General features: G+C 61.5%; 12 protein-coding genes. 10 read left to right on the top strand and 2 right to left on the bottom strand.

Going from position 1 to position 15,202, the window contains the following annotated elements; genetic code table 11:
- The first annotated feature begins 100 nt into the window (after positions 1-100).
- The 10 genes from IPI01_14600 (at position 101) to IPI01_14555 (ending at position 12,163) form a co-directional block, all read left to right on the top strand.
- Positions 101-1,762, top strand: coding sequence for a sodium:solute symporter family protein (locus IPI01_14600; protein MBK7258996.1), 1,662 nt, complete (start codon positions 101-103; stop codon positions 1,760-1,762).
- Positions 1,763-1,774: 12 nt separating this feature from the next.
- A complete protein-coding gene (locus IPI01_14595) occupies positions 1,775-1,978 on the top strand; it encodes a hypothetical protein (protein MBK7258995.1) in 204 nt (67 codons plus the stop codon).
- Positions 1,979-2,119: 141 nt separating this feature from the next.
- Positions 2,120-2,512, top strand: coding sequence for a hypothetical protein (locus IPI01_14590; GenBank protein MBK7258994.1), 393 nt, complete (start codon positions 2,120-2,122; stop codon positions 2,510-2,512).
- Positions 2,513-3,281: 769 nt separating this feature from the next.
- On the top strand, positions 3,282-5,486 hold the full coding sequence (locus tag IPI01_14585; protein MBK7258993.1) for a heavy metal translocating P-type ATPase: 2,205 nt from the start codon (positions 3,282-3,284) through the stop codon (positions 5,484-5,486).
- Between the two features lie 19 nt (positions 5,487-5,505).
- A complete protein-coding gene (locus tag IPI01_14580) occupies positions 5,506-7,200 on the top strand; it encodes a ribulokinase (protein MBK7258992.1) in 1,695 nt (564 codons plus the stop codon).
- A complete protein-coding gene (araD, locus tag IPI01_14575; GenBank protein MBK7258991.1) occupies positions 7,197-7,919 on the top strand; it encodes an L-ribulose-5-phosphate 4-epimerase AraD in 723 nt (240 codons plus the stop codon). The genes IPI01_14580 and araD overlap by 4 nt, the downstream gene beginning before the upstream one ends.
- Positions 7,916-9,394, top strand: a complete 1,479-nt coding sequence (locus IPI01_14570; GenBank protein MBK7258990.1) for a fucose isomerase — start codon at positions 7,916-7,918, stop codon at positions 9,392-9,394. The genes araD and IPI01_14570 overlap by 4 nt, the downstream gene beginning before the upstream one ends.
- Before the next feature lie 165 nt (positions 9,395-9,559).
- Positions 9,560-10,129 carry a sigma-70 family RNA polymerase sigma factor gene (locus tag IPI01_14565; protein MBK7258989.1) on the top strand — a complete coding sequence of 190 codons (570 nt, stop codon included), beginning with the start codon at positions 9,560-9,562 and terminating at the stop codon, positions 10,127-10,129.
- A 13-nt stretch (positions 10,130-10,142) separates the two neighbouring features.
- Positions 10,143-11,075 carry a HEAT repeat domain-containing protein gene (locus IPI01_14560; GenBank protein MBK7258988.1) on the top strand — a complete coding sequence of 311 codons (933 nt, stop codon included), beginning with the start codon at positions 10,143-10,145 and terminating at the stop codon, positions 11,073-11,075.
- Positions 11,072-12,163, top strand: coding sequence for a hypothetical protein (locus IPI01_14555; protein ID MBK7258987.1), 1,092 nt, complete (start codon positions 11,072-11,074; stop codon positions 12,161-12,163). Before IPI01_14560 ends, IPI01_14555 begins: the two co-directional genes overlap by 4 nt.
- A gap of 209 nt (positions 12,164-12,372) precedes the next feature.
- On the opposite strand, the gene IPI01_14550 is transcribed toward IPI01_14555, so the two are convergent.
- On the bottom strand, positions 12,373-14,616 hold the full coding sequence (locus IPI01_14550) for a TonB-dependent receptor (GenBank protein MBK7258986.1): 2,244 nt from the start codon (positions 14,614-14,616) through the stop codon (positions 12,373-12,375).
- A 22-nt stretch (positions 14,617-14,638) separates the two neighbouring features.
- Positions 14,639-14,980, bottom strand: coding sequence for an ATPase (locus IPI01_14545; protein ID MBK7258985.1), 342 nt, complete (start codon positions 14,978-14,980; stop codon positions 14,639-14,641).
- Between the last annotated feature and the right edge of the window lie 222 nt (positions 14,981-15,202).

The raw sequence follows: 15,202 nt of genomic DNA, 5'->3' as shown, positions 1-15,202 counted from the left end.
TGCGTTCCCGGGTCTCCGTTCCACCACATCCGGATGCGTTCCGGTCCACCCGGTACCCGGACCCGGCGGTCGAGGTCCACATTCACAGAAAGGACACCATATGCCTTCGATTGGTCTCAGCGTCCTGGATTGGCTGATCATCGCCATCTACTTCGCCTTCATCCTCGGGTTGGGTTACTACCTGAAGCGGTTCACGAAGAGTCAGGAAGATTTCTTCATGGCCGGACGGAAGAACAGTGCCTGGGTGGCGGGCATCGCTTTCCTCTCGGCGAACCTGGGAGCGCTCGAGCTTCTCGGGATGACCGGCAACACGTTCAAGTATGGCATGTACGTCGCCCATTTCTACTGGATCGGGGCCATCCCCGCCATGTTGTTCCTCGGCGTGTATATGATGCCGTTCTACTACAGCAGCCGCATCCACTCCGTCCCCGGCTATCTCAAGCTCCGGTTCGATGAACGTACGCGGGTGCTGAATGCCATCTCCTTTGCCATCATGACCGTTCTCGTGTCCGGCATCAACCTGTATGCCATGGCGCTCGTGCTGCACACCTTCCTCGGCTGGAACTGGGACATCAGCATGTGGGTCTCGGCGGCGACCGTTGCGGTCTACGTGACGATGAGCGGATTGCTCTCCGCGATCTTCACCGAGATCGTCCAGTTCTTCCTGATCTGGTTCGGGCTCTTCCTTGTGGCGATCCTCGGGGTCATCGAGATCGGCGGGATCAATGAGGTCTTCGCACGCGTTCAGGACTCCTACAACACGCTGTGGTCCACGTCCGCCAATGCCGCGGACAACGGGATGGCCGTGACCTGGGGAGGCATCGTGCTCGGGCTCGGTTTCGTCTTGTCCTTCGGCTACTGGACGACCGACTTCCTGGTCGTGCAGCGTGCCTTCTCGGCGAAGGACCTGCGCGCGGCACGGATGACGCCTATCATCGCATCGTTCTTCAAAATGGCTGTCCCGTTCATCGTCATCGCCGCAGGCCTCGTGGCCCTCATCCTGGCCAACGATCCGAAGTCGGGCTTCGCGCTGATCAGCGATGGCGGGCAGGTGAATTATGATTCCGCGCTGCCCCTCCTGATCGTCCGCTATTACCCCGAAGGTTTGATAGGCCTCGGCGTGACGGCACTGCTCGCCGGGTTCATGGCGGGACAGGCCGGCAACGTGAGCGCATTCAACACCGTCTGGACCTACGATATCTACCGGGCGCTGATCAAGAAGGATGCGAGCGACGAGCATCTGCTGTGGATGGGCCGGGTGACCACCATCGTCGGGATCATCATCAGCGTTGGTACGGCCTACTGGGCGAAGAGCTTCCCGAGCATCATGGATTACATGCAGGCGATCTTCTCCTGGGTGAATGCACCGCTGTTCGCCACGATGCTCCTCGGCATGTTCGTTGTGTGGATCACCCCCGCGGGCGCGTTCTGGGGCCTTGTGATAGGCATGGGTTCATCGTTCCTCATGTTCCTCGCGGCGAAATTCCAGTGGGTGGACGGCAGCGTCTTCACGTTGTCGCCGAATGCCAGCGAAATGGCCATCAACTTCTGGCGTGCATGGTGGGCCTGGTTGCTCTGTTTCGTATCCACGATCGTGATCAGTTTCTTCACGGAGAAGAAGCCGCGTGAAGAGCTCGTCGGTCTGGTCAAGGGGCTGACGCCGACCTCTGGCGACGAAGGGATCCCCTTCCTGAAGCGTCCCGTGTTCTACGCGATCATCTCGCTGATCGTCCTTGTCATTCTCAATATCATGTACTGGTAGGAGGACACCACCATGAAACCCATCTGGTATTTCGTTGGCATTCTCCTGCTGATCATCGGCGTTCTGGTCCTGGGTGCGGGCCTCGTCGGGCTGGCGTCCGGTGAAGTGTCGCACACCGTGCTCGGATCACTCCACCCGCGTGTGTGGTGGGGTGCCATTATGACCGTCGCCGGTGCACTGTTCCTCTTTTTCAACCGGAAATCCGTCATCGAGTGATCCCGGGGCGCCGTATCCCGCCGCCTTTGGCGGCGGGATGCGGCAGACCCGCCGCCGGGTGGCCGCATGGCGCGGGGGCGTGCAACTGTCCGTGCCTGCCGACGTACAATGAAGTGTACACTCGACCACTCGGAGGCGGCAATGGAAGCGCAGAAACATATCACTCTCGTTGGTATTCTCACTCTTGTGCATAGCGGGCTGGTGGTAGCTGTCGCCATACTCGCATTCGGGGTCCTCACGGGCATCGGAGCCGTGAGTGGTGATGAGGATGCGTTCCTGGTCCTCGGGATCATCGGAACGGTGTTGGGCGGGTTCCTTCTCCTCCTGTCCATTCCCGGCATCATCGGGGGGATCGCGCTGCTCCAGCGCGCAGGGTGGTCCCGCGTCTTTATGATCGTTTTGAGCGCATTCAAACTTATGGATGTTCCTGTCGGGACCGCGCTCGGAGCCTATACGATCTATGTCATGCTCCGGCCGGATGTGATCGCAGTCCTGGATCCGCCGGCGGTGCAGCCCGTCGTAGCAACGGCCTGACGGTTTTCCCCGGGAGGGCGCCGGCCGCCCTCCCGGGCTCTTCTGCCTCTCCGCTGACCTCGTTTCCGGTTGAAGAATCCCCCCGGCGTTCGTATATTACCATGTGTTGAAGATGATTTGCATAGCGCTTGTTGCTGCCGGGCCCTGGCTGGGGCCGGCCTGGGGAGACCCATGCCTCTCCGATCCATGCCGGTGAGACCCGGATCTCGGCATGTGCTCTTGAAGAGGCGCATGCTATCGCGACGTCGCGCCCCACGGACGTCCGCCCGGACGAAGCGGCATCATGCGTGGCGGCCGGCGAGATCGCCGAACCGCCGGTCCGGCTCCCCGAATGGGAACAGGGGCGCGCGGCACTGCCACATCCCACCCGTGCCTTTTTGATCACCATCCACTCATCCTCGTTCCTTTAGCGCTTCTCCGTCCAGGTTCTTGCGTCTACTTCTAATCCCTACACCTGAACGACCATATGGAGTTCCTCCCATGGAGCAGCAGAACGAGCACCAGTCCGGTATCCGCGTCTTCATCACGATCTTTGGTTTCATCGTCGGCACCATCGTCCTCCTTCTGATCCTGAAGTACGCGCTCGGCTTCTAGCTCTATCCTGATCGACCCGGTCCCGCTTGCGTATCAGGCGGGACGGGTCGAACTCTTCTCTTGCTTCGCTCGGGTGGAATATGGATATTGAAATAGTTCAATAGCCGTGCGAGCGCTCGCAGTGCCCCCAGTTGCCCCGGAACGCATCCAGACCATTTCTCTTCCCGTAGAAGGCATGACGTGTGCCAGCTGCGTCGGGCGCGTTGAGAAAGCCGCCGCATCACTTCCCGGTGTCCACTCCGCTGTTGCCAACCTCGCCAGCGAAAAACTGACATTGACCATAGAACCGGGGCAGGCCGACCTCCAAAAGATCAGGTCGGCGGTGGAAGACGCCGGTTACAAGCTCAGCCTGCCGGCAGCGAGCGATCCGACCGGCCAGGCGCCCCTCCGCGATGCGGCACTCACAACCCTGCGTTCAGATCTTGTTCTCAGTGTCGCCCTTTCATTACCGGTCATGATCCTCAGTATGCTCGCCATGTCGCCCTGGGTCATGGCGCGGGACTGGTTCGATCATGATACGCTGAACAGGATCCTCTTCCTGCTCACGGTGCCGGTCATCTTCCTTCCCGGCAAACGGTTCTTCACCGGGATGTGGGCAGCGGCACGGCAGCGGACGGCGGACATGAACACGCTGGTGGCTCTTGGCACCGGAGCAGCATTTGCCTACAGTACGGTTGCCACGCTGTTTCCCACCTGGCTCGGCCTTGCCGATGGGATGCCCGATGTCTACTTCGATACGACCGTCACGATCATCACCCTGATCCTGCTGGGCAAGTTCCTCGAACTGCGCGCGAAGCGGCGGGCATCCGATGCCCTGAAGATGCTCCTCACCCTGCAACCGACAACCGCCCGGGTCGTCCGTGACGATGCGATCGTTGCCATCCCGCAATCCGATGTCGTTGTCGGCGACATCGTTACGGTCAGGCCGGGCGAGCGCATTCCGGTGGATGGTGTTGTTGTCTACGGCGCGACCGCGATCGACGAATCGATGGTCACCGGCGAAAGTGTTCCCGTTGACAAGGCGGCAGGGGATGCCGTGATCGGTGGGACCATGAATGTGAATGGTGCCATCGACTTCCGGGCGACCGCGGTGGGGTCTGCGACCGTCCTCCAGCGTATCGTGAAACTCGTTGAAGAAGCGCAGGGCTCCAAAGCGCCGATCCAGCAACTCGCCGACCGCATCGCCTCGGTCTTCGTTCCCGTCGTCATCAGCATCGCCGCCATCACGTTCATCCTGTGGCTCGTTGCCGCCCAGGTGCCGTTCGTTCAGGCGCTCGTCCATGCCATCGCCGTGCTCATCATCGCCTGTCCGTGTGCTCTTGGCCTCGCGACACCGGCGGCGATCATGGTCGGGACCGGTGCCGGTGCGCGTATGGGGGTGCTGATCAGGAATGCGGAGGCACTGGAGCGCATCGGTGCGATCACGGCGGTGCTCTTCGACAAGACCGGGACCCTGACCACAGGTCACGTGACCGTCGTACGCGTGACCGCTGTCGCCGGGACCGCGCGCGAACGGGTCCTGGCGCTGGCATCGTCGCTGGAGATCCGGTCGGAGCATCCGCTTGCACAAGCGATCGTACGGGCAGCAGAGGCGGACGGGCTGTCACTGCCATCAGCTACGTCCTTCAAGGCTCTCACCGGGGTCGGCGTTTCGGGCATCGTCGACGGCGTGGATGTTCATGTCGGGCGTCCGGTGGGCGAGCACGCACTCACCGCTCTGCCGGACGATCTGCGTGCACAGGTGGCGGCCGATATGCAGGACGGCCGCACCGTGGTTCTCGTGCATGCCGGGGGGGGAGCGATCGGTGCGATCGCGCTCGCCGACACGATCAAGACCGGTTCAGCGCACGCTGTTCGGGCGCTCGCGGATCTCCATGTGAGATCGGTGATGCTCACGGGTGATCACCCCGGGGCTGCACGGCCGATCGCGCGCCAGGCGGGCATCGCCGAGGTGTACGCTGGCCTCCTGCCGGAGGACAAAGTGGAGCGGATCAAGGCGCTTCAGGCGCAGGGCGAAAAAGTGGCGATGGTCGGCGATGGCATCAATGACGCACCCGCGCTCGCGGTTGCCGATGTCGGGGTGGCGATGGGGACAGGCACCGATGTTGCCATGGAAACGGCGGACCTGACCATTGTGAAGGGCGACCTTGCAGGTGTTGTGCGAGCCATTCATCTCTCCCGGCGGACGATCAGAACGATCCGTCAGAACCTCTTCTGGGCATTCTTGTATAATGTTCTTGGCATCCCTCTCGCCGCGTTCGGCCTGCTTGACCCCATGATCGCGGCCGCGGCAATGGCGTTCAGTTCCGTGAGTGTGCTGACGAATGCACTCCGGCTCCGCAGGGCGGTCAGGGACGAACGGGCACCGACCACACACTGAAGAATACTGAAAGGTACCTATGGAAGCGGGAGCAGTTGTCATTGGCGTAGACTACGGCACGGATTCCGTGCGCACCGTGATCGTTGATGCGGCCAACGGCCGCGAGATGGCCTCGGCGGTCTTCTATTATCCTCGCTGGGAGAAAGGGAAGTACTGCGATCCACCCACCAATCGTTTCCGCCAGCATCCACGGGACTATCTGGAGGGGCTGGAGTACACCGTGAAGGCCGCGCTTGCGGCCGCCCCGGCGGGGACCGCCTCCCGTGTGAAGGGGATCTCGATCGATACGACCGGCTCCACGCCCGTGGCGGTGGACAGGAATGGGACACCACTCGCGTTGACGGCGGGATTTGAAGAAGAACCCGATGCCATGTTCATCCTCTGGAAGGACCATACGGCGGTCCGTGAAGCGGCGGAGATCAACACCGTAGCGAAGACCTGGGGCGGCATCGATTACACGGAGTTTGAAGGCGGCATCTACTCCTCGGAATGGTTCTGGGCGAAACTCCTGCACGTCCTCCGCGTGAACCCCCGTATCCGCGAGGCCGCGTATTCCTGGGTGGAGCATTGCGACTGGATCCCTGCGGTTCTCACGGGGAATACCGATCCCCTGACGCTGAAGCGTTCGCGCTGTGCCGCGGGCCACAAAGCGATGTGGCATGCGTCGTATGACGGCCTGCCGTCGGAGGAATTCCTGGTGCGCCTCGATCCATTGCTCGCCGGATTGCGTGCCCGCTTGTTCCGTGATACCTCTACCAATGACGTGGCGGCGGGGCAACTCGCACCGGGGTGGGCTGCGAAGCTCGGGCTGCCGGCGGCGGTCACCGTCGGGGTGGGCGCGTTCGATGCCCATATGGGAGCGGTAGGCGGTGAGATCCGTCCCTATGTGCTGACGAAGATCATGGGTACGTCCACCTGCGATATGCTGGTGGCCCCGACCGGCGACCTCGGCAACAAGCCGGTGCGTGGGATCTGCGGTCAGGTGGACGGTTCGATCCTTCCAGGCATGGTCGGCCTCGAAGCGGGACAGTCGGCCTTTGGCGACGTCTACGCATGGTTCATCGACGTGCTGCTCTGGCCCGTCCATCATGTGATCGGGACCTCCGGCCTTGTGGATGCCGCGACGCGGGCGAAGCTCATTGAAGAAGCGGAAGAGAAGACCATTCGTGCGCTGTCGGATGCGGCGTCCACCATTGCTCCGGAGACATCCGGGGTCCTTGCGCTCGACTGGATGAACGGCCGGCGCACGCCCGATGCGAATCAGTTGCTGAAGGGGGCGATCGCGGGATTGAATCTGGGCAGCGATGCGCCGCGCATCTTCCGTGCACTCGTCGAAGCGACCGCATTCGGCGCACGGCAGATCGTGGACCGGTTCCGCTCCGAGGGTGTCCGCATCGACGGCGTCATCGCGCTCGGGGGTGTCGCCAAGAAATCACCGTTCATCATGCAGACCGTTGCCGATGTGATGGGGATGCCCATCGCGGTCCCGAAGTCTGACCAGACGTGTGCGCTGGGCGCAGCCATGTGTGCTGCGGCCGCGGCCGGCATCCATCCCACGCTGGATGCAGCCAAGAATGCCATGGGAAGCGGTGTCGAACGCGAATATCGTCCGGACCCGGCGCGCACCGCCCTCTATGCAACGCTCTATGAGCGCTACCAGCGCCTGGGTGCATTCATCGAAACCGAGATCATGAAGGAACAGGGCACACCATGAACCCGTACGCCGAGCTTCAAGCGCGGGCGCTCGCCTGCAACCTCCGCCTTCCCGCGTCAGGGTTGGTCACCGGTACCTTCGGCAACGCCAGTGCATTCGACCGCCAGCGCGGCGTGTTCGCGATCAAGCCGAGCGGTGTGCCGTTCACCGACCTGAAGGCGGACGATCTGCCCGTGCTGGACGTGGCCGGCAAGGTGGTGTATGGATCGTTGCGGCCGTCCTCGGACATGCCGACCCATGCGCTCTTGTATGAGGCATGGCCGGATATCGGCGGTGTAGTGCACACACATTCACCGTACGCCGTTGCATGGGCGCAGGCGATGCGGCCCATTCCCGTCTTCGGGACCACGCACGCGGACCACTGTGACGGTGATATCCCGTGCACGGCACCGATGGCCGATGAGCGGATCGCGGGCGACTATGAAGTGGAGACGGGGCGTCAGATCCTGGATACGCTCGCGGGGGTATCGCATGCGGATGTGACCATGATCCTGGTGGCGTGCCATGGCCCCTTCACCTGGGGGAAGACCCCGGAGAAGGCCGTGGACAACAGCATCGCACTGGAATTGATCGCGCAGATGGCGTTGCACACGATCCAGATCGCTCCGGCCACGCCGCGCCTGAAGGAATCGTTGTTGAAGAAGCACTTTGAACGCAAACACGGGCCTGGCGCATACTACGGGCAGGCCTCTCCCACGAGCAAGGACACCTCCCGATGAAGAACCTCCCCGAAGTCAAGGCCGGCCTGATCGCCGTGAGCCGTGATTGCTTCCCCGCAGAGTTGTCGCGCAAGCGCCGCCTGATGGTGGCGGCCGAATGCGCAAAGGCCGGCATGCCGGTCGTGGAACTCGAAACGATCGTTGAAAATGAGCATGATGTTGTGAAAGCATTGAAGGAGATCGCGGAAAAGAAGATCAACGCGCTCTGCCTGTATCTCGGCAACTTCGGTCCGGAAGGGCCGACGACGCTGCTCGCGCAGAAGTTCGGCGGGCCGGTGATGCTGGCAGCAGCGGCCGAGGATTCGGGCAAGGACCTTTTCGCGGGGCGTGGTGACGCCTACTGCGGCATGTTGAGCGCATCGTACAACGTCGGCCTCCGCCGTCTCAAGGTGCATCTGCCGTCGTATCCCGTAGGGACCCCGGCCGAGGTTGCCGGCATGATCCGCGATTTCATTCCCGTCGCGCGGGTCTCCCTTGGCCTCAAGAACCTGAAGATCTTCTCGTTCGGTCCCCGTCCGCACGACTTCCTGACGTGCCATGCGCCGATCCAGCCGTTGTTCGACCTCGGCGTGGAGGTGATGGAGAACAGTGAGCTGGATATGTACGATCTGTTCCAGCAGAAGAAGGGCGATCCGCGCATCAAAGCGCTGGCGGCGGATATGGCGAAGGATCTCGGGCGGGGGAATACCTATCCCGAGCTGCTCGAGCCTCTCGCGCAGTTCGAGCTGGCGTTGCTGGACTACATGGAGAAGAACCTCGGCGCTTCATCCTATGCCGTGTTCTCGAACAAATGCTGGCCGGCGTTCGAGAAGTACTTCGGCTTCACGCCGTGCTACATCAATGGCCACCTCGCGCAGCAGGGTATCCCGATCTCGTGCGAATCGGACATCTACGGCGCGCTGAGCGAATACATCGTCACCTGTGCCACCATGCTGCCGCCGGCCATCCTGGACATCAACAACACGGTGCCCTATGACATGATCGAAGAGGCGAAGAGCCAGATCAGGGACTATGCGCCGCATGACCTCTGGATGGGTTTCCACTGCGGCAACACATCCACCTCGTGCATGGCATCGTCGATGATGAAATACCAGTTGCTCATGCACCGGATGATGGAACCGGACAAGGAGCCGAACATCACGCGCGGGACGCTGGAAGGACGGATCAAGCCGGGATCCGCGACGATCTTCCGGCTGCAGTCCACTTCCGATACGCTGCTCCGCGCGTACGTGGCGGAAGGCGAGATCCTGGACATCGACCCGAAGTCCTTCGGATCGATCGCGGTCTTCGCCGTGCGGGAGATGGCACGCTTCTATCGCCACGTCCTTCTGGAGAAGAGGTTCCCGCATCATACGGCGGTGGCGTTCAACCACGCGGGCCGTGCGCTGTACGACGCGATGCGGCTCATCGGGGTGCATGACATCGGCTTCAACCAGCCGAAGGGCATGATGTATCCGACCGAGCATCCGTTCTGAGTCGGATGTGCGTGGTAGCAACGTAACGCAACGACCCCGGCCGGAGATCACCGTGCCGGGGTCGTGATGTTTCGCCCATGCCGGAAGGGTATCACGGCACGTTTCGCGGGATCCTGCCACAACCTTTTTACGACCGCCGGCGTCCAAGAGATACGACAGATCTGCATGCACGACTCCGAACTCATAGAAAAGGCTCAGGGAGGGGATTGGTCCGCCTTTGGCGAACTGATCCGCCGCCACGACGCGGCCGTCCTTTCGCTGGCGGCCCGGTTCGTGCACAACGCGGACGATGCAAAGGACGTCTATCAGGAGGTCCTCATCCGGGTGTACCGCGGACTGCCGTCATTCCGCGGCGACAGCCAGTTCGCGACGTGGTTGCACCGGATCACGGTGAACGTCTGTCTTTCCTTTGTGCGTCAAAAGAAGCGCATCGGCCCTTCCGAGAGGGATCGAGCGCAGGATGATCCGGAGGGGGAACAGACGGCGCTGGAGGAACTGGTCTCGGATGCGATCGCACCGGACCGCCGGACGATGGACATCGAGATCAGGGAACGGATCACGCGGGCGTTGCAGGTGTTGTCGCCCCGCCAGCGAATGGTGTTCACGTTGTACCATGACCAGGAGTTTACATTGAAGGAGATCGCTGCGAGCCTGCAGTGCGGAGAGGGTACGGTCAAGAGGTATCTGTATGATGCCACCCGCGCGATGCGGCAGGAACTGAGCGATCTGCTCTGAGGAGAAGAAGCCTATGATGATGTTCCACAGACACTACCGGGAATTGCTCCCCCTGCGTGCTGCCGGCCGGCTGTCGGCAGGTGATGCCGCGAAACTCGACAGGCACCTGGGATCCTGCGCACAGTGCAGGAAGGAACTTGACGAGATCCGGCATTTGCAGGCGATCATGGCGGCTGTTGCGGACGATCGTTCCGCGGATCCGGCACTTGCCGCGACGCGTACACATGCTGCCAACGCGTTCCGTGACGGCGGGTACGCCCATGGCCGCCGGACGCGCGACCGCTTCCCGCGGACGGGCCTCGTGCCGTCAGGCGTCGCCTATGCGGGTATTGGACTTGCGTTGCTGGTGACAGGGTTCTTCGGCGGGAAGCTGGCCGGGCAGCGGATGAACGCAGCGGACCAGCTGGCGGCGGGTGATCCCGAGATCCGCGTCATACAGGTCGTCGCTCCGTCGCAGGACGGGGATTCGGTCATGATCACGTACGAGCAGGTGCGCACGGTGCGGCTGCACGGAGCGCTGGACGATCCACAAATATCGCATGTGCTTGCCCGGGCCCTCATCAGTGGCGAGAATGCCGGGGTGCGTTTGCGCGCACTGGAAGCTGTTGCTGCGACCGATCAACCATCACCGCAGCGGGAAATACGTGCGGCCCTGATGCTTGCCCTCACTTCTGACCCGAACGTTGGCGTGCGCCGGCAGGCCCTGGATGCACTCAGGCGCATGCCGCAGGATACCGGGGTCCGGGACGTCCTTCTTCAGGTCCTTCTGCACGACAACAATCCCGGACTCCGGATCGCCGCGATCAATGCCCTGGATTCGCTGCAAACCAATGTTGCACTGACGGATGAAACCACACGCTCCTCGCTGCGCAAACTTGTTGCGGGTGAAGACAATATGTATGTGCAGGTAAAAGCACGGTCACTTCTTGAAGGAAGGATACAATGAACCCTCTCAGATCATACGCGGTGATGGCTCTTCTGGCGATCGCATGGGCTTCGCAGGGGGACGCCGGGGAAAAACAGTTCACGTTCAAGGTGAAGAAGGGGGACATACTGGACGTGCGGATCATGCAGGGGTCCGTCTCGGTCCAGACCTGGGACAAGGATGAGGTCTCCCTCCGGATCCACTCGACCGATACCGACCAGGTGAATGAGGTCTCCGCAGTACAGGGCGGGGGCAAGGTCTTGGTGGAAGACAATGGAAGCGGAGACCTGTCCGTGGTCGCCCGCGTGCCCGTAACGTTCAGTCTCAATCTGCGGACAGGTGCCGGCGATATCGGCGTCAAAGGAACGCTCGTCGGGGAGATCCACGCCGCCACGGGGGGTGGCGATGTGTCGGTGGGGAAAACCACGGGAACCGTGGATTTGCAGACCTCGGGCGGGGATATCGCCTCGGAAGAAGTGACGGGGGACATCCGGCTCATCACAGCGGGGGGCGGCGTGAGCGTCAGAGGTGTGACCGGCGAGGCTGACATCAGGACCGCCGGTGGTGATATGATCATTGGCGCGATAGGCAAGACCTTGCGCGCATCCACAGCAGGGGGAGATGTGCGTCTGGAATCGGTAGGAAGCGACTGCGAAGTTGCAACGGCGGGGGGCAGCATCATTGTTGGTTCGTGCAGCGGAAGGACCTCCCTCCAATCTGCCGGAGGTGATATCGACCTCCGCTCCGGCAAAGGGACGTTGTCCGTTGCGACCGCAGGGGGGACCGTGAACCTGCACAGCGTTCAGGGTTCCGTCAGGGCCCGGTCGTCGGCAGGGGATATCGATGTTGTCCTCGACCCGTCCGTTGGCGAGTCGAGTTCGATCATGACGGGCGCGGGCAACATCGTGTTCTCCATCCCGTCGAATGCGAATGCCACCATCGAAGCCAGGACCCCCGGCCTCCCGGGGAGCGACGAAGAAGGGGGTGTCCGGTCTGATTTTCCGGTCGTCCGCAAGAAGGGCGAGAATGTCGAAGTGAAGATCGGCTCCGGGTTGCACAAGATCCAGTTGGAGACCCGGATGGGAGAGATCGTCATACGGAAGAAATGAGCACCTGACTCTATCGGTAGTAAATGGCAAGGGGCAGACCGTACGGTCTGCCCCTTGTGCGTGGAGCCATTCCCTCACACTGCTGTTCCACTCACAGGCCCCACCGCAGTCCTGCATACACTCGCAGCTCCACTGCAGTCCTGCATACACTCACAGCTCCACCGCAGTCCCGTATACGCTCACAAGCTCCACCATAACCCTGCATACGCCTACAGGCCCCACCGAAGTCCCGCATATGCCATCCTCCCGCCAAGGGGACCCCAGATCAGCGACGCATCAAAGTATGGCGACGAAGGCGTTCGTGCATCCAGGATGGGATCATCCTGCCGGAAATCGAACATGTTCTCCACGCCGATGTACAATTCGAGTCCGGCGATCAATGTGCGTGCGACCTGGGCGTTCACCATTGCAAAGGCCGGAGATTCCGGTCGCGCCTGCATGCCTGCGGGGTTCGCTGTCGTGGATGGGATCCGTTTCGGACCGAACCATTGCACGGTGAGATCATATGCCGTGCGCGGGTCATCCGCGGCTTCCTGCTCCGTGCTGTACGCGATGTTCACGAGTGCACGGTGTTGCGCATTCAGGGGACGTTGGAGCCAGACACCTCCGAGGTTCTGCCGGACATCCAGAAATCTGTACGCCAGCCGGGTCTCCAGGCGTTCGACGGGTTGAAGGTTCAGTTCCAACTGTACACTGTTGGCGTATGATCCATTGGCAATGCTCGTGAACCGGACCTCCCGCGGACGGGAGTCCAGGTCCGCGACGACCTGTCGTTCGAAGAACGTATGGTAGACATCCAGGCTCACCGTTGCCTGCCGGTAGTCCACCAGGAAGTAGTGGGTGATGTTTCCGCCGGTATTCCAGGCGACCTCCTGGTCCAATCCGTACCCGAAGCTGCGGGTCGCGTCGATCGAAACCGTGCGTGAGCTGGCGAAGACCGTTGCATTCTCCGCGAAGATGCTCGCCGTACGGTATCCGCGCCCGCCACTCACGCGAAAGACCCAGTCCTCATCCGGAGCATATCGCACGTGAAACCGGGGAGTGATCATCGTCCCGTAGGCGTTGTGCTGATCGGCCCGGAGGCCGGCAACGACCGTGAGTTCGTCCAGTGGCTTGTAGGTGTATTCAAAGAAGACCCCGGGGACCCGTTCCGTGCGTTCATACGGCGTCCGCGCGAACTGTTCGTTGAACCTGTCGAAGAGGAAGCTTGCTCCGGTACGGAAGGTGTGGTCCGTGGAGCCGATCATCGATTGATAGATGATATTGAGATAACCGGTCTCTTCGGTGCCATCGTAGGAGCGTGGGCCATAGACGGACGATGCGGTATAACGCCCGAGTGACCACTGGACCCCGACGCTCTGGTAGGGTCTGCCTTCGAATACATGTCCGGTCTTACCACTGACACGAAGGTACTGTGTGCGGGTGTCGTAGTGGAAGCTGCGATCGACGGCACTCGCGCCAGCTCTCCCCGTCCCTCCTTCTTTCTCATCCCTGACGTACTGGAGCACGAACTGGCCTTCCCATCCTGTGTCCGTGTGGAATCCCCACCGTTGGATAGCGTTGAATGTCGAGAACAACGGCATGTCCACGAACCGGTCGCTGTTCCGGTCTATCTCCATCTTCTGTGTGCTTGCATGCAGCAGGGTCATCATCGACCAGTGTTCGCCGAGCGCCTGACGGAAATTCAGATTCCCTTCGAAACGCTGATCATTGTTCCCGTACATGTTCAGGAAGAAGCGCTTCTCCTCCTCGTCGTCCGGCCTGCGGAGGTCCACATCGATCTGTCCCGTGATGGACTCGTACCCGTTCGCCACCGCACCCACCCCCTTCGACACATTGATCCCGCGGATCCACGGGCCGGGGATGAAACTCAGTCCGACATTGGATGTGAGTCCGCGGATATACGGCATATTTTCCAGCGAGGTCTGCGTGTAGATACCCGACAGCCCGAGCATCTCGATCTGTTTCGTTCCGGTGATCGCATCCGTGAACGAGACATCGACGGACGGGTTGGTCTCAAAGCTCTCCGACAGATTGCAGCAGGCGGCCTTCGCAAGTTCCTTGCTCGTGATCCGCTGTACCGGAGCAGCGCTCAGGTAGTCGATGGCGATCCCCGACCGCTCTCCGGTTGTCTGTACTCCCTCCACTTCGCGTACGAGCGGTTGCAGCGTGATCTGCAGATCGGTCTCATTCCCCACGGTGATCGTATCGGCAGCATACGCTGCATGGCGGACGACCAGCAGGCGTGTGGAAGCCACGACGGGCAGCGTGAATGCACCGTCGGCGTCCGTGGATGTCCCGCGAGCCGTCCCGAGCCAGAAGACATTGGCACCGGCGATCGGACCGGGTACCCCGTTCGTTTCGCGTGAACGTACCACCCCCCGCACATGCTCCTGTGCCGCTGTCGTACAGACAGTGAGGAGCAGCAAGAAGACAAGCATCCTTGCTCTCATGGATCCCTCCTCGGTGGTCTGGTCAGTGAGTATGCGTGTTGTCCCGGTACAGGCAGCATTCCGGAAGCGTTTCATAGACCGCGTTGGAAGCCTTGTAGGTGTCGGTGTCGTGCCCGACAGCGGCAATGCGCCGCTGGAGGGAATCCTGGGTGACCGCGGTCGTTACGAATGCGACCTTGAGCATCTTCGTGGACTTGTTCCACCGGGCGAACTTCACGCCCTTGATGGTGACCGCCTTCTCGATGCGGGTCTTGCATTGTCCGCAGTTACCCGCAACGCGGAACTCTGTTTCGGTGATATCCTGGGCGGACACGACGACGCATGAAGCAATGATAAGCAGGAATGAAAGCAGCAGACGGTGCATGATGAACCTCCTGATCAAAGTAATAGTGAGCTGTGAACGTACCGGTGCCGTCACGGCATGACCGTGCGGTGGGGGACGTACAACAGTCTCTCAGATCAGGAAACAGCTGTTCAGGATGGTGAGCGGAGGTGAAGTGCCCGGTGGATAGCCCACCGGCTGATGCAGACGTGTGAACCAGGAGTCGCCGGACCGGTCGTCCTGAACAGGCAGGATGACGGTGGA

The sequence above is a fragment of the Ignavibacteriota bacterium genome (genome assembly GCA_016707525.1).
GTDB lineage: Bacteria > Bacteroidota > Ignavibacteria > UBA10030 > UBA6906 > JAGDMK01.
The sequence above is the reverse complement of the archived record's forward strand: the minus strand, read 5'-3'. Positions and strand labels throughout refer to the sequence as shown.